Below are 25,386 nucleotides of genomic sequence, written 5' to 3'. Positions count from 1 at the left end.
ACATTGCGCCGGGTGAGTGGATCTAAAACAAAAGGCCCTGTCGCCCCTATTTCTGCGCTGTCGCTGAGGGCACTATCGCTGACACCCAGCCGATCAACCCATGTGAGGAAAATATGGCCACCGGGAAGCGAACAGTATCTCTGGGAATTCTGGGGGTCGCCGAGGTCCCCACCTCCCTGGTAGTCGACGCCCTGAACGACCACCTGGCCATGGGCCCCGAGGATGCCGAGGGGTATTTCGGCCCGTCGGACCGCTACGAGCTGAATCTGCTGATCCCGGCCGGCGAGCACGCCACATCCCAGGGCGTGCACCGCGTCTGGGAGTGGGGTATCCGCTGCGAGCTGCCCTACCGAGTGCTCTGGGACGAGACCGGAAACGACTTCACCGACGACGTCCTGGCGAACGTCGACAACCCCGAGCAGGACATCGTGATCGCCGGCGACCTCGGCAAAGCCATGGTCGAGCACCTCGGCCAGGCCGAGAACCCGCTGCTCCTTCTCCTCTCCACGGACGGGCAGTTCGACGAGGCAACCGCGTCGGCCGCCGCTGCTGCACTGCGCGAGAGCATCCCGTGCCACGACCTGTCGCGGGCGCTACTGGAGGTGGGGTGGCAGCACCTGCCCGGACACGAGCCGCCGCAGGAGTCCGCCCTGGAGGTCGAGGCCGACGGGCAGACCGCCCTGTCGGTGGTCTCCGACGCCCCCGACGTCACCCTCACCGCCACGGAGGCCGCCACCGTCAGCCAGTCCCTCGCGGAAGCGGAGGCGTTCGTCGGCGACCTGACCAACGACCTGGTGAGCCGCGCGGAAAGCCTGCGCCAGACCCTCATCCACGGCCGCTCACTGCTGGCGCCCAGCAAGCCGCAGGACCAGGAGGCGGACGACGAGAAGCCGAAGAAGACACGGCTCGAAATCTTCAACAGCGAGACGGGCGAGTGGGAGCCGGCCGGCCGTGGCCGACCGCCGGCCGGTGTGCAGAAGCGCCGCGTTCCCGCCTGACGCGAAGGACCCCCGGCGGACTCCGCCGGGGGCCACATTCAGGCTGCCACGCCATTCGACACATTCCCCGGGAGAATAGCATGGGTCTCGATATTGCCGTTGAAGAGATTCTCGCGAGAGTTCCCGCAAGGGCTCGCACTGCGTACACGAATCTCATCACGCACAAGGACACCCGGTATGACGCGAACACCGGCTGGTCATGCGCCTACGTCACACAGCAGGATCTCGCGGATGACATGAAAGTGTCGCTGCGGACCGCCACCCGGGCTGTAAATGACCTCCGCCGCATCGGAGTTCTCCGCGTGCATGTCTGGCCCGGAGCAGTCACCGAGACCCAAGTCCGCGTCAGCGACGTCCCGGTAGCCAGCATCTTCGGCCCCGTCCGAATGGCTCAGCGCCAAATGCCCCACCAGCAGCTCGTGGACTGGGCGATCCGGCTCCTCATGCAACAGAACTGCGAATTCGAGGACGCCCTGCCCGAAGGCGAGTAACTCCCCTGACGCATCAACTGACACATCGAGCGCGCACATACGCACTCAAGCAAAAGCCCTAGCTCAAGCAAACAGCTAGGCAAATAGAACCCTTCGGGTTCTATTAGCTGCCCGCGAACATTCGTTCGGGGCAGTTCTGGCCCGCCACACCGCCAGGAGACACGATGGCTCGACGCCCGATTGACCCCGACGCCGAACTCGACGCCACAGCCTACGTCCAGAACCTCCTCCAGGACACCGCAGCGCCCGCCTCACCCCCTGCCTCCGCCTGGACCCCGCCCGAGCCCGCACCCCGCCGCGCCCGACGCTCCCAGGGCCGCTCCTACGGTCCCGACAGCCTCCCCGGCCTCGCCGACTATTTCGCCCGCGCCTGCCCGCCCCTGAGCTGGGCCGGCGGCCTGGAGATCGGCAATCGACAGGCACTCATCTCGGTCTTCTCCGAGCTGCGGCGCGACGCCGGACTGACCCCGGACGACTGCCGGGCCCTAACCGACCTGTACGTCCGCCGGCTGGGCAGCCGAAGGCCCACGAAACCGTACGTGTGGGACTTCAAATGGCAGCGCTACCAGCTACTGGCCTCCCTGCGGGACACCGGCATCACCACGACCGCCGAGGACTTCGAGAGCTGGCAGGACGCAGCACCCACCGACCAGACCACCGACGACGCCTTCACCGCCTCCTGGGGGACCGCGTGATCACCAGCCCCATGGACCCCGAGCGCGCCCGCTGGATCGGCACAGGCATCCCTCCCCGGCTGCGCGGCATCACCCTGAACGACGTGGAAGCGATGGGCGCCCAGCCCGAGGCACTGGCCAAGGCCCGCTTCTACGTAGACGGCTACCGCGCCCAGCAGTCCAGGAACTGGCGCGGGCTGCCGGTCAACCCGCACCTCTACGGCCTTGGGTTGCTGTTCGCCGGCCAGCCCGGAACCGGGAAGACAACCCTCGCCGCCGCGATCCTCAGCGAACTGCGCCGCCGGTACGGCACCACCGTCTACTACTCCCGCGTCAGCGACCACATCGACCGCGAGCGACGGCTGATCCGTGCGGATCAATCCGTAGCGGCCGAGGAGCTGTCGCGTATCCAGTACGCCGTCGAACGCGTCCAGTGGGCCGACGTAGTGCTTCTGGACGACGCCGGCCACGAGCATTCCACGGGCTCGAATTTCGCCGAGGACGTCCTGGAGCAACTGCTGCGGCAGCGCTACGACGAAGGCCGGCCCACTCTGATCACCACAAACCTCTCCGGTGACGACTGGGCCGCCCGCTACTCGAAGGCCCTGCGCTCTTTCATGGACCAGTGCACACGGCGGAGCATCTTCGTCGGCGAGTCCCTGCGCAAGGCCGACAGGTGACGGCCCGCGCAGACCAGGACGCCACGCCTCGCCCCGAGGTCTACGTCGTCTGGGAGCACCTGGTCGGGCTCCCGGGCCCCCGCTACACGGAGAAACGATTCGGTAGGCGTCTTCGCTGGCATCAGCCCGCCCGCGCCCTGGACCTTTTCGAAGAGAGCAACGGGGCCGTCGTCGCGGAGCTGTGGCGCCTGTGGGAACAGGACCAGCCCGTCGCCATCACCACGTTTCTCCCCCCAGCCGTGGCCAGCGCCCTTGCGTCCCGGATCGACGCGGAGTCCATCCCCTGCACGCGGCTGGTGGTCACCACACCCACCGACATGGCACGGCTCATCGGCTTGCTCGACCCGACGCACATCGTGCACGCACTGCCCGAGCACGTCCTGCGGTACGGGCCGCGAGGTCTCTACGTCCACCCGCGCAACCCCGAGATCATGCGGAAGGTGATCTGATGCCCGGCTACCGGCCCCAGGGCGCGTGCCGCCGCGAGACCGTCCAACTCATCCCCGACACGGTCGGCAAGACGGCGCACTTCCGCTCCGAGTTGACGCTGGAGGGGTACGAGTCGATGCCGCTCATCGGCTGGGCCGTCGTCGCCACCTTCGAAGACGACACGCTTCCCCGCATCACGGTCGAGCCGGTGGTGGAGGACGACTGCCATGGCTCTATCGCCCTGGGGGACCTCGAAGAGGAACTCGGTCCGCTGACGCTGCTGGAGATCCTGTGAGCAGCATCGAAGAGGACGTGATCAGCTACATCGCGCTCACCGGCGACCTGGAGACGGTCGTCAACGGACGCATCACCGCAGAGCACTTCCTCGACCCGAAGAACCGGCAAGTCTTCGCGGAGATCCTCGAATTCCGGGCCGACTTCGGGGAGCCGCCCACCCCGGAGGTCATCCAGCGCGACCACCCCGGGTTCCAGCTCACCGAGGCCGGCTCGGGCCCCGTCGACTACCTCATCCGCGAACTGCACGAGGCCCGGCGCAGGACGATCATCGATCTGGGCCTGGACGCGGTCGCCGAAGCGCTCGACAAGGGAGGCTCGGACTCAGCGCTGCCGCTCCTGCGGATGATGCTCGCGCACGCCACGACGGCAACCGCGACCTCCCGGGAGATCGACTACGCAGCCACCGGCGAGCAGCGCCTGGAGGTGTACCGCCAGGCCCGTGACAATCCCGGACAACTCCTGGGCATTCCAACGGGTTTCGCCTTTCTCGACAAGTTGACGCTGGGCATTCAGCCGCAGCAGATGATCGTGCTCACCGGGCTCGCCAAAAGCTGCAAGACGACGGTCATGCTGGGAATGACCCGCTCCGCGTACGACTACGGGGCAAAACCCCTGCTGATCTCCTTCGAGATGCCCTACCTCGAAATCGCCCGGCGTCTCGACGGATTCCTGGCCCAGGTGAACCCGAAGAAGCTCCAGACGGGGGAGCTTTCACCGAAGGAGTGGCGAGCCCTCGAAGAGGCGTTGGCCAGCCCGCTGGGTGACCAGCCGTACGTGGTGACGGAAGACCGCGCCGGCGCGATGACGCTTACGGGCATCCAGTCGAAGATCGACCAACTGGACCCCTCCGTCGTTTTCATTGACGGAGCGTATTTCCTTTACGACGAGATCAGCCGCGAGTCGCAGACGCCGCTTGCCCTGACAAACATCAGCCGGGGCATCAAGAAACTGGCGCTCAACAACGACATTCCGCTTGTCGTCACCACCCAGTCCCTGTCCCACAAGGTGGGTGCCAAAGGGCTTACCGCGTCATCTCTCGGCTACACGTCCGCGTGGGTCCAGGACGCTGACCTCGTGGTGGGGATGGAGGCCACCGACGAGGACTTCTTCTACCGGATGAAAGTGCTCGCCAGTAGAAACGCGCCCCCGCAGGAACACCTCATCTCCATCTCGTGGGACCCGCCTGCCTTCGAGGAGGCGGAGGTCGAAGATGAACTCCCGTACTGACTTCTGGGAGAACTTGGCCGCGTTCTCCAACCCCGTCCCGCAAGATGTCGCCGGCGCCCTGCACCGGCTGGGAATCGACGTCCTGCGCGAGGTGAACGGGGAAGAGTCAACGGAACTTCTTGCCCGCTGCCCCGCCCACCTGGCTCTCACCGGGCGCGCGGACCGCAGGCCCTCCTTCTCGGTGAACTCGTCCACCGGGCTCTTTCACTGCTTCTCGTGTGGTTACTCCGGGCCTTTCGTGCAACTGGTGGAGGACGGGCTGGGGTACTCCCGGATCGACGCGTTCCGCTGGGTGGCACGCCACGGGGTATACCGCACTCAGGACGATCAGCAGCACACCCCCCGCAAAGAGCCAGAAGACCGGATCACAGAAGCAGCCCTTGCACTTTTCGAGCCGCCGCCGGCCAAGGCCCTGGAATCTCGCGGCCTGACTGCCGAGTCGTGCGCGGCGCTTGGCGTTCTGTGGTGTCCGGTCAAAAGGCACTGGATTCTTCCGATCCGCGACCCCGAGACGGGGGAGCTGTGGGGCTGGCAGGAGAAGGGGAAACGCTTCTTCCGAAACTACCCGGCTGGAATTTTCAAGTCGCGCACCCTTTTCGGCGACCTCTCCTGGCGGGGATCTAGAGCGCTCCTGCTGGAATCCCCCCTGGACACAGTGCGCGCCCATTCCCTCGGCATACCCGGCGCGTTCGCGGCGTTCGGCGCCCACGTCTCGGAGGCACAGATGCGCCTGCTCAAAACGCGCTGCACCATCCTCGTCCTCGGCCTGGACAACGACGAGGCCGGCAACACCTCGCGTGACCGGATCTACGCACGCTGGCGTCCGCGCGGCCTCCCCATGCGGTTCCTCGACTACACCCACACCCGAGCGAAGGATCTGGGCGACATGGACGACGAGGCCGCCCAGGCGGCCTACGCCTCCGCCTGTCACCCGTGGCGCAGGAGGCGATGATGTTCACCGGCAAGCTATTTCCCTACCAGCACGAGGGCGTTGCCCGCATCCTGTCCGACCGCCGACTTCTGGTGGCCTACTCGATGGGCACCGGAAAGACCGTGCTCACCATTGCCGCCATGGAGGAGATGTTCGGGGAAGGCGACGTGCGCCGCTGCGTCATCCTGGTCCCGTCCTCCCTCAAATGGCAGTGGGCTCAGGCCATCGCACAGTTCACCGACGCCCCCAGGCGTACCGTGAAGCTGCGCGGCATGAAGCTGGTCGTCCCGGTCGAAGAAGTCTGCGTGGTCATCAACGGCTCCAAGGCCCAGCGCCAGAAGCAATGGCAGACGGCCCAACACTCGGAGTACATCGTTGCTTCCTACGGCTCCGTCCTGCACGACTGGAGTCAGCTCTGCGCGGTACCGGCGGACGCACTCGTACTCGACGAAGCAACGGCCATCAAGAACTTCGCCGCCATGACGACGAAACGCATCAAGAAACTGAAGCCCCCGGTGCGAATTGCCCTCACAGGCACTCCAGTTGAGAACCTGCCCGAGGAAGTCTTTTCCATCATGGAGTGGGTGAACTCGAAGATCCTCGGCCGCTGGGATCTGTTCGACAAGTCCTTCATCCAGCGGAACTGGTTCGGTGCGGTCATCGGCTACAAGAACTTGGACCTGCTGAACCGTAATCTCCGGCGATCCATGATCCGGAAATCACGGATGGACCCCGAAGTGGCCCAGTACCTTCCTGAAGTGTCGGAGACCACGCGCCTGGTCCAACTCGACAAGACGACCCGCGCCATCTACAAGGCCATCCTGGTCGACCTCCAGGACGCCATGCGTGAGCTGACCGAAGCCGGCGACGACTTTGACGTTGCCGCGTACTACGCCGGCGTGAAGTCGGAGGGCAAGGGGGCACAAGGCAAGGTCATGGCGCGCATCCAGGCCGCCCGGATGCTGCTGGACCACCCGCAGCTCTTGATGGACAGCGCCGTCGCCTACCACGAGGGCAAGGGACACGGGTCGAGGTACGCGGCCGACTTCGCCGCCTCCCGCACAGACCTGCCGGACCTGAACAGCTCTCCCAAGCTCATCGCTCTGGACGAGCTGGTGGCCACGATGGTCGCCGAAGGTGCGAAAATCGCCGTCTTCACCGACTACCGGCGCCTGCTGCCGTACCTCGTCGAGCGCCTGGAGAAGCACGGCGACCTCGTGCAGTTCCACGGCCAGCTCAATGCCGACCAGAAAGCCAGCGCCGTCGCCAAGTTCAAGACGGACCCCGACTGCAAGCTATTCATCTCAACAAATGCCGGAGGGTACGGCCTGGATCTGCCCGAGGCTCAGTACCTGATCAACTACGACCTCCCGTATTCAAATGGGGTGCTGGCCCAGCGCAACACACGGCATGTCCGCGCCTCGTCGCACTACGACCGGGTCCACGTCACCAACCTCGTGGTCGAATCCACCATCGAGGAGCGCGTGCAAGCCACCCTGAGGCTCCGCCAGTCCCTCTCCCTGGCAGTGATCGATGGCACAGGGGCCGGAGAACTGGACATGGACGTGGAGTCCCTGTCAGAAAACATCTCCAGAACATTTTGAGGCACTCGTCTGGCCGATTGGCGGTAATTTTATCGACTCGTAGGGTTTCGGGCATGGAGCTTTCCGAGTAGCTCCTTCGCACCACCTACGGGAGCACAGCGTGCCTGACGAACCCCACACCACGGCCGCCCCGGAACCCCAACGCATTCCGTTCGACCCAATCATTCCCGTGTTCCGGGAATGGGCGACCCTCAAGGCCGAAGTAACTGAGCGCACGACTCGCCTGAACAAACTGCGCGACCGGGTCGCGGCTGCGGTCGAGCAGCGCGGCTATACCGACCACAAGGGCAGCCAGTATCTGGACCTGCCTTTCCCCGTCCCGGCCGGCGACACCGAGTACACCCGCATCAAGCGGGAGCGCCGCGTCTCCATCACGGCCGACCCCGAGGCCGCCGAGCGCATCACCCGGGCGAAGGGCGATGCCATCTACCGGCGGGCGTTCCCCCCGGTCCCCAGCCTGGACGCGGACGAGCTTTTCGTACTCCTCCAGGAAGGAGTCCTCACCGAGGCCGAGATGGACGAAATCCTCGTCCAGCGAGAGACCTTCGCCTTCCGGGGACTGGCGACATGAGCCCGATCCACCCCCCGCGCCAGCCCCTGGACGTCTACCCCGGGACCTCTCGCCCCATCGGCGTCCCGCACCCGGTGCAGGCACACGTCGGCGCTGGCGACACCGTCCGGTGGGACGACAAGCCGGTGTACAAGAAGATCAGCGGGTTCTACCGCGAATTCTTCGCCATCTCGCATCTGGCCAACGCCCTCGGCCGATCCACGAAAACGCTCTACAAATGGGAAGCAGCTACCCCGCCGCTTTTCCCCCGGGCGACCTGGATCTACAACGGCGAATCCAAGAACGGCCGCCGTCGCCTGTACACACGGCGTCAGATCGAAGGCGTTCTGGTCATCGCTTACGAAGAGGGCGTCCTGTCCGGGACGAAGCGATTCGTCTCCCACACAGAATTTCCGGCTCGCTGCATCGAACTGTTCCAGCAGACGCGCGCCGTCATGCCCGACCCCATCCATAACTGGAGCTGAATCATGTCCGAACCCCGCACGTACGGCCGACGTCGATCGCTCCCCGCACGCCCTGCCGAAGAGAGCAACTCCCGGAAGGGACGGGGCGAGGCCGCCCCCGCCCGACGTGACGCAGCCCCGCGCGAGGCGATCTCCGGGCGTGTGGTCGCAACGGGCGCCGGCCAGACCGCGATGGCGGGCTGGGACGACGTCGACAAGATCGCATCCGCCGCCAGCGGCGACTTCTACCTGAAGGTCGGCGAGAGCCGCACTGTCATCAAGATCCTGTCCGACGGGCCGTTTGATGTGTACGCGTCCCACTGGATCGATGAGATCGAGGACGGCTCCAAGAGCGTGCGCTGCTGGGCCAATTCCGACTGCCCGCTGTGCGCGCTCGGGGACAAGGCGAAGCGCTTCTCCGCCTGCTTCGACGTCGTGTCCCTGGAGGACCCGGACAGTCCGTCCATGAAGGTCTGGGAAGCCGGAATCAAGATCGCACGCCAGCTCAAGGACATCGCCACCGACTCCAAGCGGGGGCCCCTCGACCGGCCCGACCTGTACTTCACGATCCGCAAGGAGACGAAGAAGAAGAGTGTCGAGTACACGCTGGAGCGGGTGAAGGAGCGCGACCTGGAAGAGGAGTACAACGTCCCGCCGCTCACCGACGAGGAGCTGGCGGCGTTCGTCTCCCAGCGCCACGAGTACGGCACCCAGGTCAAGGAACCTCTCGACCAGGAGGCCATGGAGGACGTGGTCAGCCTGCTGATGGAAGACGCCTGACAGGCACTGCATCGCGAGGCAGGGCCCGCGCCGGCTCAACGAGTCAGAACCGCCGGCGCGGGCCCTTGCCATTTCCTATCACGGCGAGGGGTCCTCCGTGCAGCTCATCACCGAAACGCGTCAGCTCGAACAAGCTGTCGCCAGTCTCCGTGGCCACAACGAATTCGCTTTCGACGTCGAGACCGTGGGTGAGTACCGAGGGGTACCGGCGGTCAACGAGACCGCTTGGATTTCACTCGCCGCACAAGGCGAGTGCTTCGTCATCCCCATGGGGCACCCCAACGGAAATAACCGGCTGCGAAAGGCATCCCGGCGGAAGAACAAGAACACCGGCGAGTGGGAGCAGATCACCGAACAGTGGGAGCCCCCACCGAAGCAACTGCGCCCCAGCGTCGTGTTCGACGCCCTGGAAGAACTCCTCTTCTCCGACCGGCGCAAAGTCGCACACAACGCCCCCTTCGACCTGTTGAGCGTCGCGAAATATTACGGCGGAAAATTCCCCCCGCCGCCGTACGGGGACACAATCGTCGCGGCATGGATGCTCAACGAAAACAGGCCCCTTGGTCTGAAGGCACTGGACAAAGAGCGCTGGGGCCTCGTCTACGACACCGAGGAGGTCGGCAAATGCATCGAGCGGCACCCTTTCGGGGCCGTCGCCGACTACTCCTACATGGACGCCAAAACCACCTGGCTCCACTGGCGCAGCATGCGTCCGCGCATCACCGTCGAGGGCCTGGAGGACATGTGGGCCCTCGAAATGGACGTCCTGCACTGCCTGCTGCACATGGGCGCCGGCGTGCCCATCGACATTGAAGCTCTCCAGCGGCTAAGAACAGACCTACGCCAGCGCATGACCGGATGCGAGGCCGACGTCTACAAGGCCGCCGGCAGGGTCTTCAACATCGGCTCCACCCCGCAGAAGCAGAAGGTGCTCTACGAGGAGCAAGGGCTGCGCCCCCGGAAGCGCACCCCCAAGGGTGCTCCCAGTACGGATGCAGAAGCTCTGGCCCCGTACCAGGGGCGCAACGCGGTGGTCGACGCCATTCTGGCCTACCAGGAAACCTCTAAAATCCTGGGCACCTACGTGGAGGGCTATCTCGGAAACCCCGAAGAGGGAAAGCCGACCCAGATTTTCAACGGCCGCATCCACCCCATGCTCAAGCAGTACGGGACGGTGACGGGACGTTTTAGCTGTTCGGCACCCAACATTCAGAACTGGCCCCGCGCGGAAACGGAGTGGGGCAAGGCCATCCGCGACCTCGTGGACCCCATCCCCGGTTTCGTGCTCCTCGTCGCCGACTATGCCCAGATCGAACAGCGAATCCTGGCGCATTTCGCGGGGAAGGGTGCCTTGTGGCAGGGGTTCTGGGATGGGGTGGACGCACACACCGCGACTGCCGCAGCCGTATTCGGGGTCGCGCCCGAGGACGTCACCAAGCAGATGAGGCAAGTGGCGAAGGCCATCGCTTTCGCCATCGCCTACGGCGCCGGCCCTCAGAAGGTGGCCGACATGTCGCACACCACTCTGCGCCGGGCCAAGCAGATTCTCTCCACACACGAGCGAGAGTTCCCCGAGGTATATCGATACAAGGCGAAGCTGCTGCGCACGGTCCGCTCACGCCGTCCGGAGCCATACCTGCGCACGCTTCTCGGCCGCAAGCGTCGGCTGCCTGATCTGCTGTCTCACGACAACTCCCGCCGCGCGAAGGCCGAGCGTCAGGTGGTCAATTCGCACATGCAGGGCTCCAACGCAGACATCACCAAGCTCGCGATGGTGCGGCTTCACAAGAACCTGCTGCCGGGAATGCAGATCCTTCTCACGGTGCACGACGAGATCGCGGTCATGTGCCCTGCGGGCATCGCCGAGGAAGGGGCCAAGGTGCTGCACGATGCGATGGCCGGCCCCGAAATGCAACTCCTCTCCGTCCCGGTCACCACAGACGTAAAAATCTGCCGTCGCTGGAGTGAGGCGAAATAACGTTTACCTCTACGCTTGAGGCATGCCCGACATCGAACTCGAAGAAGCACCCGCCCTCTTCCGTGGAATGCTGCGCGACATTGTCGCGTGCAGCGACTACCAAGAGGTGTGCCGAAAGCTGGGCCTCGTGCCGGCCAGCCCCGACGTGGACCGCATCGAGCACCTGCTGTCGCACACCCGCATCGAAGAGTTCAACCGACTCGCCACCGACGCATTCAGGCATGCCGATGTCGCGGCTCTGGTGCTCTACCGGCTTTCACGCATTCACGACGAAGACGACGCCGACTCTGAAGTGGAGCGGCAGATGTTCCAGGCCATTAGCCGCACAGCCGTGGCTACCGTCGTGGCACACCTACTCGAAAAGGGACGACTGGGAGTCTGTGATGTCTGATTCCTTTTGGCTGGACAAACTCCGGCAGTCCGGCGGTGCCCCGCCGCCCCCGCCGGCAGCCCCCCAGGGCGGGCTGACCCCCACGGGCGCCCCGTGGTGGGCCCATCCGACCTACACCCAGCCGCAGCAGCCTGTGCAGCCGCAGCAGCCCCCGGAGGCGCTCCAGCGGGCCTACCAGACCGAGAAGGCGCAGTCGGCCAAGCAGACGGATCTCTGCCCGAGTTGCCGCAGTGAGCACTACTGGAGGCCGACCCCCAACACGACCCCCATGTGTTACGACTGCGGGTGGCCCGTGCAGAACTCGACGCAGGGTGTCGCGATCTCCAACAACTCCTCGGCGCCGACGCGGCAGTCCGTGCACCAGGCGAAGGGATCTGGGTACCAGCCGAACGTGATCGTGGGGCGGCTGTGACGCGTCTGGTCACCCTGCTCACGACCATTTCTGTCGGCGCTGTCGCGGTCTTCATGGCCGTGGTGCCGAGCAGCGCCCACCGCACTGCGGACTCACCGTCCCCGGGTGAGCCGGCCTGGACGCACGTGTGCCTGGGAATGGTGAGCGACCCCGACTGGTGTGAATAAAAATTTAAAATGCGTCACTCTTTTGGCGCTGTGCGGTATTTTTCGCCTTCCCTACGGTCGGGGCATGCCGCTCGATGATGAGGCCCGCGCGATCATGGCGCGGATCAACAAACAGCATCCAGGTTCAGTAATCGTCGCCTCGACAATGCCCGTTGTCCCCCGCTTCACCACGGGATCGCTGTCTCTGGACGTGATGCTCGCCGGGGGATGGCCGGGAAATCAGTGGAACGAGATTGTCGGTGCGGAGAGCAGCGGCAAATCGACCATCGTGCACAAGACCATCGCTGCGAACCAGGCTCGTGACCCGGAGTTCCAGACCTTCTGGGTTGCAGCCGAGCACTACGACGCGGAGTGGGCCACCTCCCTCGGTGTCGATGTCGACCGCGTCGCGGTCTATTCCACGAACGCGATGGAAGACGCGTACACGGCCATGCTGAAGGCTGCGGAATCCCGCGCTTTCGACGCTGTGGTACTCGACTCCTACCCGGCCCTGGTCGCGGCCGACGAGGACGCCAAAGAGATGGACCAGGCGACCATCTCCGCCGGCGCGCGGGTCACCGGAAAGTTTTTCCGGAAGGTCGGCAGTGTGACCCGCCGATCCCTGATCGACGCAGAGCGCCCTCTGCTGGCGCTCATCATCAATCAGTGGCGCGACCAGATCGGCGGCTGGTCCCCGTCCGGAATGACACCGAAAACCTCGCCCGGTGGGAAGGCGAAGAATTACGCCTACTACACACGGATCGAAGCCTCCCGTACCGAGTGGATCGATGAGAAGCGTCCGGGAGGGGGCGCGATGCGGGTCGGCCAGGTCATCAAGTTGAAGACCATCAAGTCGAAGTCAGCCGCACCGCAGCAGGTCGCCACCATCAAGTTCTATTTCGCGGACAGCGTCACGGGAATCCTCAAGGGCGAGTACGACACGACCGCCGAGATGGTCACCATGGGGATTTTCCACGGCGTGATCGACCTTTCGGGCGGGTGGTACCGCTACCGCGAGAACCAGTGGCACGGCAAGGACAAGATGAACGCCGCTATCCGCCACGACATCACTCTCCAGGAACAACTCAGCGAGGACGTGTTGGACCGCGTCCGCCCCGGAGCGGCGTGATGGACCGGCGGATCAAGACGTCCCGCGATCAGGAGAAGCGTCTTGCCCAGAAGCTCGGAGGCACCACGACAGCCGGGTCCGGGAACGGTTGGGCGGTTAAAAACGACGTCCGGAACAAGGCGTGGTCCGTGGAGTGCAAGACGACCGGAAGTTCACGCTTCAGCCTGACCCACAGAGACCTGATCAACGCAGAGAAGAACGCGATTCTCGACCTGCGTGACATGGCTTTCGCGATCGAGATGTGCGGGCGCAGGTGGGTGGTCGTCTCGGAGGAAACCTTTCTGCGCCTCATTGAGAACGAGGAGGACGCCTCATGGGAATCCGCGCCGTAATCAACGCACCGGATTGGTCCCCCGCTCACCACCGGGGAGAAGCGAAATGCCGCGATCACCGGCTTACGCCCACCCGCGACAACGACGTCTTCTTCAACGACGAAGCCCTCGCGATGGACATCTGCAACGGCATCTACGACGGCGTCGTGTGCCCCCGCCGGGCTGACTGCCTGCACGTCGCCATGGTCAACCGGGAGGGCTACGGCATCTGGGGCGGGATGACGGCACGTGACCGCCTCGCTCTGCGCATGCGCAATCCCGGGACGCCCGAGCGCTGGACCTGGCACCCGCCGAGCGAAGCGATCACCACCAACTTCCAGGAGTCGCAGTGGCCAGCCGCGTCGTAAAGGGCGGTCCCCGCCTGACCGAGTACCTCAACGCCTCGAAGGCCGCCGAGCCCATCTGGGGTGACGTGCAGAAGCACGTCCTGGACCGGGCAGCCCAGCCCTCCGGCCGTCGCCAGGACGTCATGCACCCCTCCGAGATGGTGAAGCCGGACTGGTGCCACCTCGCGGCCTGGTACCGGCTCAAGCTGGAGGCCGAGCCACCGGACCGCAAGAGGACGACTTTCGTCCGCGAGAACATCTTCCAGGAGGGACACGAGACCCACACAAAGTGGCAGCGGTGGCTTGCCCAGATGGGCCGGCTTGCCGGTGACTGGCACTGCTTGTACTGCGACGCCTACTTCTGGCTCGACACAACTCCCGGTTTCTGCCATGAATGCGGCGCCCCGCCGTCCTGCCTGACATACGCCGAAGTTCCCCTGAACTCCACCGCTCTGCGAATCGGCGGCAAGGCGGACGGGTACGACCCGGAAGAGTGCGCTCTCATCGAAATCAAAACTCTCGGCCTGGGAAGCCTGCGGTTCGAACGCCCCGACTTCCTCGCCCGGTACGAGGTCGAAACGGACCACGGGAAAGTACACGACGTCAACCGACTGTGGCGCGATTTCCGCCGCCCACTGCCCAGCGCCATCCGGCAGACCCAGTTGTACATGTACCTCGCGACACACTTTGAGGACCTGCCGTGCGAACGGTGCGTGTTCTTCTACGACTTCAAGAGCACGCAGGAAACAAAGTGCTTCACCGTCCAGTACGACGAGCGATTCTCGGAACCCCTGATCGAAGCCGCCGCAGCCATCGTCGACTGCGTGGCCGCCGACACTCCCCCGCACTGCAATCTGAACGGCCGCGCCGGCTGCGCGAGCTGCATCGAATTCAAGGAGACGACGTGAGCGCTGCCGACGCCATGTGGGACCACCTGAACAAACTCGGCTTCGACAAAGAAGAGAAGCCCGACGGCTTCCTCCCCCAGCTCCCCGCAGACATCACCGGTCTGGACGACCGGCAGCTCATGGCGCTCTACGGCGAGTACGTCTCCTGGACCGCGTACGCGGCCATGCGCCTGGTCGAGGCCCGCGCCAACGTGCGCTCGGCCAAGCAGTGCCTGGACGTCTCCTCGGCCCGCGCCGCTCTCGCCGCGTCGACCGAGAAGACGGTGGCCGGCCGCAAGGCCGCCGCCGCAGCCGACCACCAGGTCCAGGAGGACGAGATGCGGTACCTCACCGCGCAGTCGCTGGCCGAGGCCCTCGACATGGTGCACAAGAACTCGGAGGCACGAGCCCAGTTCTGTAGCCGCGATCTCTCCCGCAGACAGAACTCTCCCGCCGACAACCGCTACAGCAAGTGGGGGGTCTGATGCCTCGCATCGCTATCGGTATCGACCAGTCCTACAGCGGCTGTGCCGTCGTCCACTACAACGCGACGGCCGGCACCGCGCAGGAGACCGTATTCGACTTCTCCCCCAAGTCCGTCGGCTCCGGCATGCAGCGCATCCAGCACGTTCACCAGACACTCTTCGTGCATTTCGAGCGGAACAGCGTTCTCGGACAGACCACGCACATCTGTTACGAGGGCTACGCCTACGGCGCCCGCTACCGGCGCGAGGAGCTGGGCGAGCTGGGCGCCGCGATGAAGCTGGCCCTGGCCGAGGTGTTCCCCGAGCACGTAGAGCGCCGCATCCACGCGGTCGCCCCGACCACCGTCAAGAAGTTCGTCACCGGCTCGGGACAGGCCGACAAGGACAAGATGCTGCTGGCGGTCTACATGCGCTGGAAGTACGAGGCCAGCAGCCACGACGCGGCGGATGCCTACGCCCTCGCCCGCATCGCCGACGCCCTGGCCACCCCGGAGCCACCGGAGCTGAGATACCAGCAGGAAGTGCTCGCCACGATCCGCAACCCGCCGAAGAAGACCCGCACGAAAGCGGCGGCATAACAGCCGATAATTGTCCGGCCATACGCTCCCTGCATCAGTTCAAATGCAGGGAGCTAATTGTCGTGCAGACTCAGACCACAGATGTGCCCGAGAAGGAGTTCCGCGTCAAGAGTGTGACGCCACCTCCTGAACTGGGATCTGCTATCGCCCATGCTGTGAAGTCCGGCCACCAGGTAGTCCTTAAGGCAGTGGGTGCCGGCGCCATCAATCAAGCGGTGAAAGCAATCCCGATCGCCCAGTCCTTCGTGAGCAGCTTCGGAACACGACTCACCGAGGAGATCACTTTCTTCCGCAGCAAGACACCGGAGGGGGAGATCCTCGGCATCGCGATCCGCGTCATGGGCTCGTGAAATACCGAAAGAAAACCAGGGAGACCTAAACTCCCCCCAGCAGGCCCAACCGTTTCCTGACTCGTATATGAATCACGTTCTGACTCCCGAGGGCCGACCAGCGCCGCGCGGAGGAAGACATGAGCACCCACTGGACGCCCCCGAACCGGGGCAAGACCTCGACGTCGACCGGCTCCCTGAGCGCCGGTCAGTTCCCCGTCATGGGCGATGAGCTGCACAACGTGCGCTGGATTCGCCCCCAGACCGGGCAGACCGCCAGCCGCTCCGGAATGTCGAAATCCGGCGGCAACGAGACCGGCTCCACGTCCGCCCGCCGCTCCCAGCGCCTGGCCTCGACCGCAGACACCTACGGGCCCACCGGCGTCACCCGCATCAAGCGGGCCCTTCACGGCCCCGGCTGCCCCGACTGCGCCACCACCAGCCGCTACCGCATGCCGTCCGCGTTCGGAGACCAGGACAACTTCCGTGCCGGCGCCGACACGGGCAAGAAGGGCTGACCATGCTGCCCGCCATCGCCGGCATCGCCGCCCGAGCGGGACTGTCGACCCTCGGCAGGGGCGCGGCCACCAACTCGGCACGCACCTCCGTACAGGCTGCTGCCAGCAGCGGAACCATCAGCGCGGGTACGGCCACCGGCACCACCGGCAGCCGCATGCTCAGCGCCGCCCAGTTCGGCGCGTCCGCGTACAACACCGCGCGAGGCGACCGCACCGTCACCCAGACCGCACCTCCCGCAGGAACGGCGCCCGCCGCAGGAGACGGACTGGGGTGGGCTCGCTCATGAGCACCGCCGTCACCTCACCCAGCCCACCCGCGCTCAGCTCGCTGCGCACCACGGGCTCCGCCGACCGAGGCTCCCTCGCCCCGGCACCGGCCGCCACGGTGCCCGGCCAGGCACCGGCCGTGGGCACGGACAGCGCACGCGCGGGCGCACTGAACGAATTTCGACACGGACTCTCCAGCGGGAGGTGAACCACCATGGACTTCAACACCGACCAGTTCCGCCAGCCCGCCTTCCGAGGGTTCGGCGACCAGGCCATGCGCCGCCACCGGGTCACCCCGGCTGCCCCGCAGCCCGCACCGGCCACCCCACAGGCACCCTCCGCAGGCCACCAGGAGTCGCTGTTCCAGGCGGCCGAAGTCCAGGGCCAGACTCCGCCCCCGACGTTCAACCCCGCCCAGTTCCGCCGCGCGCAGTACGCGCTGCCCGGCATGAGCAACGCCGCCATGCGCGGTCAGCGCAGCACTCCCGCGCCCGCACCCCCTGCCTCCGCCCCTGCCACACCTTCGGTGACTTCCGGACCTGGCTGGTCGCAGCCCCAGATCAGCATGCTCGGCCCCTCCCCCAGTTCCCCGAGTGCACCTGGCGCGGCCGGCCCCACCCCCACGCGCTGGCCCTCCCCGACACCTGCGCCCTCCACTCCCGCCCCGTCAGGTCCCGGACGGACGGTGACGATCAACGCGGGCGCCTACCGCAACGCCGGCCCCTCCAGGCCGGCTGCGGCTGCCCCGGCCGCCGCCCCGTCCCGCGCGCCCGCCACACCGCCGAGGCCCTCGGCACCGCCCACCGCAGGCCCCCGCCTGGCCGCCCGCCCGCCAGGCCGTGGCAGCCGCGCCCTGCCCCTCGCCGGTACGGCCGTCACGCTCGCCGGCAGATCGCTGCAAGGCATCACCAAGATCGCGACCGATCCGAAGCGGTCCGGTAATCCCCTCTACAAGACGAGCCGAGGGTGGAACAAGGCATGAGCTATCCCAACCGTGCTGGCGCGAACAGCAACGTGATGTTCAACCCGCCCTACCAGGCGCCTGTCGGCGGGGCGATGACGTACACCGGCGGCTCCGGCGGCACGCTCATGTCCGGAGCCCGCGACATCCTCGACGCCCGCCGTCTCATGGACACCGGGCATGTGCCCAGCGCCCAGTACCCCGACGGCTATCTGGGCACCATCGGCGCCGGCACCCGCCGCCAGGACCGTCTGCTCAACAGCATCGGGAACCGCGCCACCCAGAAGTCCTACGAGCGCGGTGTCCACAAGGGGGAGCGGATCGACCCCGCCGACTACTACTGGACCGACGACGTCCACCCGTTCGCCGGCCTCCAGGCCCAAGCGCGCGGCGAGCGGTGGACCCAGCGCGGCTCCATGATCGGCAGCCCCCTCGTCAATGACGGCAAGAGCGAAACGCTGGTGTCCACCCAGGCACGCTTCGCGACCGCCCAGAGGGTCTACACCCAGGAGGTCACGCCGGCCTTCACCGCCGTCAACGAGCAGCGGAGGCAGCAGCTCCAGCGCCTTCGGCCTGCGTGGAGGTGAGCAGCATGCAGCCCCAGGACTCCATGTACGCCCGACGCCCGTGGTCCTCGCTCCAGGAGCAACAGGTCACCAACTACCTGCGCGAGTGGACCGATATCCCGGCGGACACGGCACGCCAGATGAAGCCGCCCATTCCGAATATCGGCCGCACCCCGCCGCGTTTCGGATACCGGCAGCACATTCCCGGAATCGATGACATTGCCCGCCTGGACGACGTGTATCCCGGCAGCCGCGTCGACTACAGCCAGCGCCAGTCCGGCTTTTCCGCCACCTCGTACCCCGCTCTGGGAGTGATCTAAATGCCCAAGGCCACCCGCACCACCGACCGCCGGCGCACCGGCCGGGGCGACAACGTCACCGGAGTCACCCAGGGAAAGTCGAACCTTCAGGATCAGCGCACCAAGGGCGCGTACGGGCCGAAGGCTCCGTCGGCCAACTCGGAGTTCTCGGCTGGGATTTCCGTGGGCCGAACCATGGGCGCCGGGGTCTCGCCGGGCTCCTCGAAGAAGCGTGCCGCCCCGGCCGTGAAGAAGATCGGAGAGAAGAAGTGACCCTGCTCCTCACTCGGTTGATGGGCGCCCTTCGCCGGCTCCGGGGAAAGGCTGCCCGCATTCGCGTCAATCGGCACGCATGCCGCAGAAAGGAGTCCCCGTGAGCTACGCGACCAGCCGCCCCCTCGGCGGCGAGATGAACGAGGGCCTGACCGACGGGGGCTACAAGAAGATCAACCGCGACCGGGGCGGCTCCGTCGACCCGGCCACCTACGCCGCCCGCAACCAGCTCAACGACATCACCTACGGCCTGCACGAGGCGAACACCAAGGCGCGGCCCGACGGACTGGTAGTCCGCACTCCGGGCTACGTGCCCAACCCGCCCGCGCACCTTTACCTCGGGATGTGACGTGAGGACCGACTACGACGGACTCATCTATCCGCCGGCCTTCACAAAGAAGGTTCTCGGCATCGGACTGGGTGTGTTCACCGCCGCCGCGTCGCTGCAAAAAGCTCTCGGCAGCACCCCCTTCTCCGTGGTCGACGCGCCAGGGGACACTCCGGCGTACTACATCGCCCTGGTGTACACCACGCTCGGAATTGTGCTGGGTATCGCCTCTGCGGCCTATTCCATCAAGACGTCCAGCCTCCGAATGATGGGATACCTCGCGGCATACCTGCTGGCATTCGCCGCGATTTCACTCTTCAACTCCCCGGCCACGGTGTGGATGCAGCTCGCCAACGTCATCAGTTTCATCGGCGTTTCCCTGGCTGCGTTCTCCGCCTGGCTGCGGTACCTGCGGGAGGGCACATGACGATGTCCGACGTCGCCGCGCAGATCGTCAGCATATTCGTCAGCGCACTCGGCCTCGTCATCTTCCGACTCATCGCGAAATACCTCCCGGAGGACCCCGACCCGGTCCCCCGCCCTCGCAGAAGGCACCCCCATGACGACACCCGCAGCGAAGACGATCGCGCTCTCTGACCGCAGCCACTGGGAACCGGCCCACATCCTGGGCATCGGCCTGTCGGCCTACGTCATCTCCCTGGCCCTGTACCGGGGCATGGGCCGCGAAGGGGCTCTCTCCATCACCGCCACCCACGGCGCCGCCCAGATCATCGCCATCGGACTCACCGTGACCGGCGTATGCCTCGGCCTCACCGCCATGGCCTACGTCGTCATCCGCGACAGCCTGCGCCCCATGGCCTACATCGCCGCCTACATCCTGATCTTCGCCACCATGGCACTCCTGCGAGTCGAGACCACCTTCGCGGCCAACTTCACCAACGCCTTGCGCTACCTGGCGGTCGCCGCCGTCGCCACGGCCGCGTGGCTCTACGAGGTGAGGGAGACCAGCCGTGCACACCAGTGACCTCGTCGCACAGGTGGCCTCCATCGTCGTCGCCGCCACCGGCATGGTCATCGCCTGGCTCAGCACCCGTCACCGCCCATGCCCCTGCGACCCGCCACCCTCCCCGCCCCCCGACGCAGAAAGGCCCTCTTGATGGCGAACGAGCGATGGAACCTCAACACCACCAGCGACCTCACAGCCGAGCCCGGCACCCCGGTCGGCCTGGTCAACCAGCCCCGCACCGCAGCCCAGCACCTCGCCGACCGGCCCTCCGACTACGGAGAGCAGGTCGTCCCGCCCAAGCCCCTGTGGTACCTCGACAAGGCCGGCGAACCCCACTCCCTCGGCGTCAACGAGCCGCACCAGTTCCTGCTGTTCTGGCGCTCCAACGTAGGCGACATGGCCGCCGACCTCGACGACAGCTACTACATGGGCGTCACCGGCCTCCAGGGCGTCGGCGTGGCCGGGCACCGCGTCACCATCAACACCACCGGAGAAGTGCACCAGCCCGGCGGGGAGTCCTCGGCCACCATCAGCGGGTTCTGGGACAAGAGCGACCCCGAGGACCCGGTGTGGACCCCCATCGAGCCGGAGACCGCGTACACCGTCACCGTCGCCGCACACAACCAGGCGGGCGAGTTCGGACCGGAGAGCGATGAACTGACCGTCACCACGCCCGCCGTCGGGTACGACCGCCAGCAGCTCACGCTCCCGCCCCGTCCGCCCAACGACCTCGACTTCGCCGCCCCGCTACCGGTCATCACCACAGCGGGCGGCGGCGGAATCCAGCTCCGCTGGACGACAGTCCCCAACGTCACCAAGTACGAAATCTTCGACAACCCCACCCCGGGGACCACCGACGGCATGGACTCCTCCCGCCCCGGACTCAGCAGCCGAGACGTCAAGCTCGGCGAAGTCAACCAGCCCTCGGCCGGCACCCCCACTGTCACCTTCACCACACCCGCCTACACGACACCCCGACGACGGTTCGCGCTGAAGGTCCGCGCAGTACGCACCAACTCCTACGGCACCGCCTACAGCGAGTTCTCCCCGCCCCTGCGCGGCGCTCTGCCGGCCTCCACCGTCGCCCCCGGTACGCCCGGCGCCCCGAGCCTGACCGTGTCCCCGGTCGTCGGCGGCCAGGTGCAGCTCACCATCAGCCCCCCGACGATCAACGGGTCCAACGGGGCACCGGAGTATTACGCGGTCTACGACGGCACCCGCCAGGTCGCCGTGGTCAACTCCCCCCTCGGCGCGGCCCCTCACGTCACGCTCCAGTACACCGCCGCGCAGACCTACTCCTTCACCGTCGCCGCAGGCAACAGCTCCGGCGTCAGCGCCCCCTCCAGCGCTCTCACGGGCACCGTGCCCACCCCGGCCGTCCCGGGCGCACCCACCGCAGTCGCCGTCACGAACGTCACCACCACCGGCATGACGGTCAACTGGGCCGCACCCGCCGGTGCAAACCCCCCCGTGACCTCCTACAAGGTCTACGACGGCTCGACCGTCAAGGCGACGGTCACCGCACCCGCCGCCACCACCAACCTGACCGGATACAGCGCGGAAACCGCGTACTCCATCCAGGTCGCCGCCGTGAACGGCACCGGCGAAGGCTCCAAGTCCTCCCCGGCCGTCACCGGCACCACCCCCGCCACGTAAGGAGGCAGAAGACAGTGCCCTCACCCACCCCTGGCCGCACCGTCCTCTACCGGCTCAGCGACCACGACGCACAGGTCATCAACCAGCGCCGAAACGACTACGCAACGAGCGCCAAGTCGACGCGCACCGGGTTCATCGCCCACGTCGGCAACGAAGCAGTCGAAGGCGCCGTCTACCCGGCTGTCGTCGTCCGCGTCTGGGACCACGAACCCCCCGCCGTCAACCTGGCCGTCCATCTGGACGGAAACGACACCTACTGGGCCACCTCCCGCCTCGAAGGCGACGACGTAGGCCAGTGGGCCTGGCCGGAGGTGAAGTAGTGGCAACTCCCCTCACCGCCAACCCTCTTGTAGCGGCACTACGTGCCGAAGGAGTCACCGTCGTCGAAGTCGGCTCCTGGCGCACGCACAACCGCAACTCCGTCGGAAAGTGGGGGCCGGTCAACGGCGTCCTCATCCACCACACCGTCACCAAGGGCACGCAGAACACGGTCAACATCTGCCGCACCGGCTACTCGGGACTGCCCGGCCCACTGTGCCACGGCGTCATCGGCAAGGACGGCGTGGTCTACCTCGTCGGCCTGGGCCGAGCCAACCACGCCGGCGGCGGCGACGGCACCGTCCTCAACCAGGTCATCGCGGAGAACTACGGAACCGCGCCGACGAAGCCCACCAAGGGCAACAAGACCGGCGTGGACGGCAATGCGCGGTTCTACGGTTTCGAATGCGAAAACCTCGGCGACGGAAAGGACCCGTGGCCCGCGAAGCAGATCGAGGCCATCGTCCGCGCCTCCGCAGCCATCTGCCGCGCACACGGATGGAGCGCCAAGTCGACCATCGGCCACGCCGAATGGTCCAGCGACAAGGTCGACCCCCGGGGTTTCACCATGCCCTCCATCCGCGACCGCATCGCCGAGCGGCTCAAGCACTCGGCGAGCTGGAACCCCACGACGCCCACGCCGCCCCCCGTGTCCACCATCGAGACGAGGGTCGCCGCCCTTGAAAAACTCGTCAAAGCGCAGGGCGCACGCATCGTCGCCCTGGAAAAGAAAGCAGGGTAGGCATGACCGTCTACGACGTAGTCGTCTCACTGTGGCGGACCGCCGTCCCCATCGTCGTCGGGTGGGTCGCGGCGCTCCTCGCGCACATCTATGTCGACGTCGATGAAGTGGCGCTCTCGCAGGCCCTCGTCGGCATCTTCGGCGTGCTCTACTACGGCCTCTTCCGCCTCCTGGAAGCCAAGGTAAGCCCCGCCTTCGGCTGGTTCCTGGGCCTGGCCAAGCCGCCCGCCTACCCCGCCCGACCCACCACCCCGATCGGACAGCCCCCCGTTTAGCGGCTACCCGACACAATTCTGCGGCCCCTAGGGTGACCGACGCCGGACTGCCTGCGGGAGAGCCGGGGTCACATCCCCTGTGAAAGGCCCTCTGTGTCCCGCCCCAAGCTCCCCCACGTTTCCTGGCGCACCTGCCGCATCACCGCAGCAGCCGCCCTCGTGGCACTCCTGACCGCAGCCCTGCTGACCTACCCCGCCGACGCCAAGCCCGACAAGCCGGCCCGGACGTCAGCCCTCCCGCTGCCCACGCTCCACATCGACCGCGCCCTGGACGACGGCCACAACGCCACCGTCGGCGCGCTCCAGGCCCAAGCCGCCGCGCAGGCCGCCGCGCACCGCAAGGCCGAGGCAGCAGCCGCCGCGAAGCGCAAGGCCGAAGCCGAAGCGCGACGACAGGCCGAGGCAGCAGTCGCAGCTCGCCGCGCGGCCCGCGCCGAGCGCCAAACCCAGGCCGCCCGCGAACACACCCAGCAGCGAGCCGCCCGCTCCGCCACCCGCACCATGGAGACCCCCAGCGTCTCCGGCGCCCGGTCCTACGCCCGCGCCCGACTTTCCAGCACCCAGTATTCGTGCCTGGACAGCCTCATCCACCGCGAAAGCGGATGGAACCACCGCGCGACCAACCCGTCCTCCGGCGCATACGGACTGATGCAGGCCCTCCCCGCCTCCAAGATGTCCTCGGCCGGCGCCGACTGGCGAACCAACCCGGTCACCCAGATTCGCTGGGGTCTGAGCTATATCTCCAACCGCTACGGAAGCCCCTGCGGAGCCTGGAATTTCTGGCAGAAAAATCGGTGGTATTAGCGTCCAGACATGACCCAGATTCGCCTACTCCTCTGCAAGGACTGCAAGTCCACAGAAGTCCTCCCCGCCTATCAGGGAGACCCGCGCAGAGACACGGTCCTCGAATACGCGGCAGCCAAGCACCAGTACCCGAATGGTGAGCGACACTTCGGCCGGCTCTACCCCGTAGAAGGCGTAGACGAGGACCGCTGGCATTCCGACAGCAGCGCCCGTGAAGAGATTCTCCGCCGCGTCTGGCAGGAGGAGGGCGCGACCGGAATGGAGCCCTGGGTCTACCAGGCGGTCGACACACTCAAGGACGACGCCATGCAGTGCTGGCGCAGCCGGAACCGACCCGAGACCTGCTCCGATTTCCATTCGGAGAAGAAGCGGCTCGCGCCCCCCACCGCTGCCGACCGCAAGGCCGAGGGCCTGCCGAAGTGGGACAAGCACAACCCCGCCGGCCAGCGCTACCTCTGCGACTACTGCCCTATCCGCTCCGTCAACGAGCAGAAGGTGCGGCACAAGCTCGGGCTCTACAAGTGAAAGCGCAGCGCCGCCGTAACCCTGACGACTGGACCAAGCGGTTCTTCGACAAGGTCGACAAGGGAACAGAATTCGACGACTGCCACATCTGGCTCGGCGCCAAGGACGACTACGGCTACGGGAAATTCCGCCTCCCCAACGGCCGCACCAAGGGCACCCACATCATCGCCTGGGAACTGGCAAACCAAAGAACGGTACCCCCGGGATGGCACGTAGACCACCTCTGCCGAATCCGGTCCTGCTGCAACGCCGACCACCTTGAACCCGTACCCGCCGCCGAGAACGTCGAGCGCGGCGAATCATTCTCCGCGCGAAACGCCCGCAAAACACACTGCCCCAAAGGCCACGAGTACACCGAAGAAAACATTCGGTGGCACTCAGGCCGACGCGAATGCGTCACCTGCGTCCGTGCTCGCGACCGCGAGCGGCGAATAGCGAAACGCGCGGAAAAAGAAGACGGCTACGAAATCGACTAGGAGTCCCGCAATGCCTCTCGAAACCCCCGCACCCCTCCAGGTCCGTACGGCATTCATGGTCGTCCAGCACACCAACGGCGAGTGGGAGGCCCTCACCGACCTCAGCAAGCCCGTCGAGGCCGAGCACCCGGCCACGGTCATCGAGATGAAGTTCGGCGCGAGCGAAGTCGTTTCCGACATCGAGGCCAGCAAGCAGTCCGCCATCACAGCCCACCAGCTCATGGCGATGACGACCCAGATGCAGCAGGCCGCCGCCCACGAAGCCCTCGCCGGCCAGCTCAAGCTGTAAGGCC

Annotated in this window: 41 protein-coding genes and 1 pseudogene; all 42 read left to right on the top strand. The window is 66.3% G+C overall.

The features are described from left to right. Nucleotides 1–113 precede the first annotated feature (113 nt). On the top strand, nt 114–998 hold the full coding sequence (locus tag PSQ21_RS22700; protein WP_274032516.1) for a hypothetical protein: 885 nt from the start codon (nt 114–116) through the stop codon (nt 996–998). Nucleotides 999–1,078: 80 nt separating this feature from the next. Further along, complete coding sequence (locus PSQ21_RS22695; RefSeq protein WP_274032514.1) at nt 1,079–1,489, top strand: hypothetical protein; 411 nt, start codon at nt 1,079–1,081, stop codon at nt 1,487–1,489. Between the two features lie 164 nt (nt 1,490–1,653). Further along, entirely contained in the window at nt 1,654–2,184 is a 531-nt protein-coding gene (locus tag PSQ21_RS22690; RefSeq protein WP_274032512.1) for a hypothetical protein, read from the top strand. After that, a complete protein-coding gene (locus PSQ21_RS22685; RefSeq protein WP_274032510.1) occupies nt 2,181–2,843 on the top strand; it encodes an ATP-binding protein in 663 nt (220 codons plus the stop codon). Before PSQ21_RS22690 ends, PSQ21_RS22685 begins: the two co-directional genes overlap by 4 nt. Next, the gene (locus tag PSQ21_RS22680) at nt 2,840–3,292 is read left to right on the top strand and encodes a hypothetical protein (protein WP_274032508.1); all 453 of its coding nucleotides are present in this window, start codon (nt 2,840–2,842) and stop codon (nt 3,290–3,292) included. The genes PSQ21_RS22685 and PSQ21_RS22680 overlap by 4 nt, the downstream gene beginning before the upstream one ends. After that, nucleotides 3,292–3,567 carry a hypothetical protein gene (locus PSQ21_RS22675; RefSeq protein ID WP_274032506.1) on the top strand — a complete coding sequence of 92 codons (276 nt, stop codon included), beginning with the start codon at nt 3,292–3,294 and terminating at the stop codon, nt 3,565–3,567. Before PSQ21_RS22680 ends, PSQ21_RS22675 begins: the two co-directional genes overlap by 1 nt. Continuing rightward, entirely contained in the window at nt 3,564–4,796 is a 1,233-nt protein-coding gene (locus PSQ21_RS22670) for a DnaB-like helicase C-terminal domain-containing protein (RefSeq protein ID WP_274032504.1), read from the top strand. The genes PSQ21_RS22675 and PSQ21_RS22670 overlap by 4 nt, the downstream gene beginning before the upstream one ends. Further along, complete coding sequence (locus PSQ21_RS22665) at nt 4,780–5,748, top strand: toprim domain-containing protein (protein ID WP_274032502.1); 969 nt, start codon at nt 4,780–4,782, stop codon at nt 5,746–5,748. Before PSQ21_RS22670 ends, PSQ21_RS22665 begins: the two co-directional genes overlap by 17 nt. Beyond that, nucleotides 5,730–7,331: a DEAD/DEAH box helicase gene (locus PSQ21_RS22660; protein WP_274032501.1), complete on the top strand. Its 1,602-nt coding sequence runs from the start codon at nt 5,730–5,732 to the stop codon at nt 7,329–7,331. The genes PSQ21_RS22665 and PSQ21_RS22660 overlap by 19 nt, the downstream gene beginning before the upstream one ends. 100 nt (nt 7,332–7,431) lie before the next feature. Next, nucleotides 7,432–7,902 (top strand): hypothetical protein, encoded by a 471-nt coding sequence (locus PSQ21_RS22655; protein ID WP_274032499.1) that lies wholly within the window; start codon nt 7,432–7,434, stop codon nt 7,900–7,902. Beyond that, nucleotides 7,899–8,366 (top strand): hypothetical protein, encoded by a 468-nt coding sequence (locus PSQ21_RS22650; protein WP_274032497.1) that lies wholly within the window; start codon nt 7,899–7,901, stop codon nt 8,364–8,366. Before PSQ21_RS22655 ends, PSQ21_RS22650 begins: the two co-directional genes overlap by 4 nt. Nucleotides 8,367–8,369: 3 nt before the next feature. Continuing rightward, entirely contained in the window at nt 8,370–9,125 is a 756-nt protein-coding gene (locus PSQ21_RS22645) for a hypothetical protein (protein ID WP_274032495.1), read from the top strand. Between the two features lie 97 nt (nt 9,126–9,222). Next, entirely contained in the window at nt 9,223–11,103 is a 1,881-nt protein-coding gene (locus PSQ21_RS22640; protein ID WP_274032494.1) for a DNA polymerase, read from the top strand. 22 nt (nt 11,104–11,125) lie between these two features. Beyond that, nucleotides 11,126–11,494, top strand: coding sequence for a hypothetical protein (locus tag PSQ21_RS22635; RefSeq protein ID WP_274032493.1), 369 nt, complete (start codon nt 11,126–11,128; stop codon nt 11,492–11,494). Beyond that, nucleotides 11,487–11,906, top strand: coding sequence for a hypothetical protein (locus PSQ21_RS22630; RefSeq protein ID WP_274032492.1), 420 nt, complete (start codon nt 11,487–11,489; stop codon nt 11,904–11,906). Before PSQ21_RS22635 ends, PSQ21_RS22630 begins: the two co-directional genes overlap by 8 nt. A gap of 231 nt (nt 11,907–12,137) precedes the next feature. Next, nucleotides 12,138–13,181 carry a hypothetical protein gene (locus tag PSQ21_RS22625; RefSeq protein WP_274032491.1) on the top strand — a complete coding sequence of 348 codons (1,044 nt, stop codon included), beginning with the start codon at nt 12,138–12,140 and terminating at the stop codon, nt 13,179–13,181. Further along, entirely contained in the window at nt 13,181–13,513 is a 333-nt protein-coding gene (locus PSQ21_RS22620) for a hypothetical protein (protein ID WP_274032489.1), read from the top strand. Before PSQ21_RS22625 ends, PSQ21_RS22620 begins: the two co-directional genes overlap by 1 nt. Continuing rightward, nucleotides 13,495–13,860, top strand: a complete 366-nt coding sequence (locus PSQ21_RS22615; RefSeq protein WP_274032488.1) for a WhiB family transcriptional regulator — start codon at nt 13,495–13,497, stop codon at nt 13,858–13,860. Before PSQ21_RS22620 ends, PSQ21_RS22615 begins: the two co-directional genes overlap by 19 nt. Then, nucleotides 13,842–14,747, top strand: a complete 906-nt coding sequence (locus PSQ21_RS22610; RefSeq protein WP_274032486.1) for a hypothetical protein — start codon at nt 13,842–13,844, stop codon at nt 14,745–14,747. Before PSQ21_RS22615 ends, PSQ21_RS22610 begins: the two co-directional genes overlap by 19 nt. Beyond that, on the top strand, nt 14,744–15,211 hold the full coding sequence (locus tag PSQ21_RS22605) for a hypothetical protein (RefSeq protein WP_274032485.1): 468 nt from the start codon (nt 14,744–14,746) through the stop codon (nt 15,209–15,211). Before PSQ21_RS22610 ends, PSQ21_RS22605 begins: the two co-directional genes overlap by 4 nt. Next, a complete protein-coding gene (locus tag PSQ21_RS22600; RefSeq protein ID WP_274032484.1) occupies nt 15,211–15,789 on the top strand; it encodes a crossover junction endodeoxyribonuclease RuvC in 579 nt (192 codons plus the stop codon). The genes PSQ21_RS22605 and PSQ21_RS22600 overlap by 1 nt, the downstream gene beginning before the upstream one ends. A 62-nt stretch (nt 15,790–15,851) precedes the next feature. Beyond that, nucleotides 15,852–16,139: a stage V sporulation protein S gene (locus PSQ21_RS22595; RefSeq protein WP_274032482.1), complete on the top strand. Its 288-nt coding sequence runs from the start codon at nt 15,852–15,854 to the stop codon at nt 16,137–16,139. A gap of 119 nt (nt 16,140–16,258) precedes the next feature. After that, nucleotides 16,259–16,636, top strand: coding sequence for a hypothetical protein (locus tag PSQ21_RS22590; protein WP_274032480.1), 378 nt, complete (start codon nt 16,259–16,261; stop codon nt 16,634–16,636). 2 nt (nt 16,637–16,638) lie between these two features. Further along, entirely contained in the window at nt 16,639–16,923 is a 285-nt protein-coding gene (locus PSQ21_RS22585; RefSeq protein ID WP_274032479.1) for a hypothetical protein, read from the top strand. Next, entirely contained in the window at nt 16,920–17,111 is a 192-nt protein-coding gene (locus tag PSQ21_RS22580; RefSeq protein WP_274032477.1) for a hypothetical protein, read from the top strand. Before PSQ21_RS22585 ends, PSQ21_RS22580 begins: the two co-directional genes overlap by 4 nt. Nucleotides 17,112–17,117: 6 nt before the next feature. Further along, complete coding sequence (locus PSQ21_RS22575; protein ID WP_274032476.1) at nt 17,118–17,885, top strand: hypothetical protein; 768 nt, start codon at nt 17,118–17,120, stop codon at nt 17,883–17,885. Next, nucleotides 17,882–18,451 (top strand): hypothetical protein, encoded by a 570-nt coding sequence (locus PSQ21_RS22570; RefSeq protein WP_274032474.1) that lies wholly within the window; start codon nt 17,882–17,884, stop codon nt 18,449–18,451. Before PSQ21_RS22575 ends, PSQ21_RS22570 begins: the two co-directional genes overlap by 4 nt. Before the next feature lie 5 nt (nt 18,452–18,456). Continuing rightward, a complete protein-coding gene (locus tag PSQ21_RS22565; RefSeq protein WP_274032473.1) occupies nt 18,457–18,750 on the top strand; it encodes a hypothetical protein in 294 nt (97 codons plus the stop codon). Further along, complete coding sequence (locus PSQ21_RS22560; protein WP_274032472.1) at nt 18,751–19,002, top strand: hypothetical protein; 252 nt, start codon at nt 18,751–18,753, stop codon at nt 19,000–19,002. It abuts the gene before it with no gap. A 100-nt stretch (nt 19,003–19,102) separates the two neighbouring features. Beyond that, nucleotides 19,103–19,351: a hypothetical protein gene (locus PSQ21_RS22555; RefSeq protein WP_274032470.1), complete on the top strand. Its 249-nt coding sequence runs from the start codon at nt 19,103–19,105 to the stop codon at nt 19,349–19,351. Between the two features lies 1 nt (nt 19,352). Further along, on the top strand, nt 19,353–19,757 hold the full coding sequence (locus tag PSQ21_RS22550; protein WP_274032468.1) for a hypothetical protein: 405 nt from the start codon (nt 19,353–19,355) through the stop codon (nt 19,755–19,757). Further along, a complete protein-coding gene (locus PSQ21_RS22545) occupies nt 19,754–19,927 on the top strand; it encodes a hypothetical protein (protein ID WP_274032467.1) in 174 nt (57 codons plus the stop codon). The genes PSQ21_RS22550 and PSQ21_RS22545 overlap by 4 nt, the downstream gene beginning before the upstream one ends. Further along, nucleotides 19,890–20,315, top strand: a complete 426-nt coding sequence (locus tag PSQ21_RS22540) for a hypothetical protein (RefSeq protein WP_274032465.1) — start codon at nt 19,890–19,892, stop codon at nt 20,313–20,315. The genes PSQ21_RS22545 and PSQ21_RS22540 overlap by 38 nt, the downstream gene beginning before the upstream one ends. Beyond that, entirely contained in the window at nt 20,302–20,448 is a 147-nt protein-coding gene (locus tag PSQ21_RS22535; protein WP_274032463.1) for a hypothetical protein, read from the top strand. The genes PSQ21_RS22540 and PSQ21_RS22535 overlap by 14 nt, the downstream gene beginning before the upstream one ends. After that, nucleotides 20,448–21,953: a fibronectin type III domain-containing protein gene (locus PSQ21_RS22530; protein ID WP_274032462.1), complete on the top strand. Its 1,506-nt coding sequence runs from the start codon at nt 20,448–20,450 to the stop codon at nt 21,951–21,953. The genes PSQ21_RS22535 and PSQ21_RS22530 overlap by 1 nt, the downstream gene beginning before the upstream one ends. A 14-nt stretch (nt 21,954–21,967) precedes the next feature. Further along, a complete protein-coding gene (locus PSQ21_RS22525; protein WP_274032461.1) occupies nt 21,968–22,273 on the top strand; it encodes a hypothetical protein in 306 nt (101 codons plus the stop codon). Next, nucleotides 22,273–22,905 (top strand): annotated as a pseudogene (locus tag PSQ21_RS22520) (peptidoglycan recognition protein family protein); the annotation flags it as partial. The gene PSQ21_RS22525 and the pseudogene PSQ21_RS22520, both read left to right, overlap by 1 nt. Nucleotides 22,906–23,015: 110 nt before the next feature. After that, nucleotides 23,016–23,288 (top strand): hypothetical protein, encoded by a 273-nt coding sequence (locus PSQ21_RS22515; RefSeq protein ID WP_274032457.1) that lies wholly within the window; start codon nt 23,016–23,018, stop codon nt 23,286–23,288. A gap of 93 nt (nt 23,289–23,381) precedes the next feature. Further along, the gene (locus tag PSQ21_RS22510; protein WP_274032455.1) at nt 23,382–24,092 is read left to right on the top strand and encodes a lytic transglycosylase domain-containing protein; all 711 of its coding nucleotides are present in this window, start codon (nt 23,382–23,384) and stop codon (nt 24,090–24,092) included. A gap of 9 nt (nt 24,093–24,101) precedes the next feature. Next, nucleotides 24,102–24,617, top strand: a complete 516-nt coding sequence (locus PSQ21_RS22505; protein WP_274032453.1) for a hypothetical protein — start codon at nt 24,102–24,104, stop codon at nt 24,615–24,617. Beyond that, nucleotides 24,614–25,093 (top strand): HNH endonuclease signature motif containing protein, encoded by a 480-nt coding sequence (locus tag PSQ21_RS22500; protein WP_274032451.1) that lies wholly within the window; start codon nt 24,614–24,616, stop codon nt 25,091–25,093. The genes PSQ21_RS22505 and PSQ21_RS22500 overlap by 4 nt, the downstream gene beginning before the upstream one ends. A gap of 10 nt (nt 25,094–25,103) precedes the next feature. After that, nucleotides 25,104–25,382, top strand: coding sequence for a hypothetical protein (locus PSQ21_RS22495; protein WP_274032450.1), 279 nt, complete (start codon nt 25,104–25,106; stop codon nt 25,380–25,382). The last annotated feature ends 4 nt before the right edge of the window (nt 25,383–25,386 follow it).

The organism is Streptomyces sp. MMBL 11-1 (assembly GCF_028622875.1).
Classification (GTDB): Bacteria; Actinomycetota; Actinomycetes; order Streptomycetales; family Streptomycetaceae; genus Streptomyces.
The sequence above is the reverse complement of the archived record's forward strand: the minus strand, read 5'-3'. Positions and strand labels throughout refer to the sequence as shown.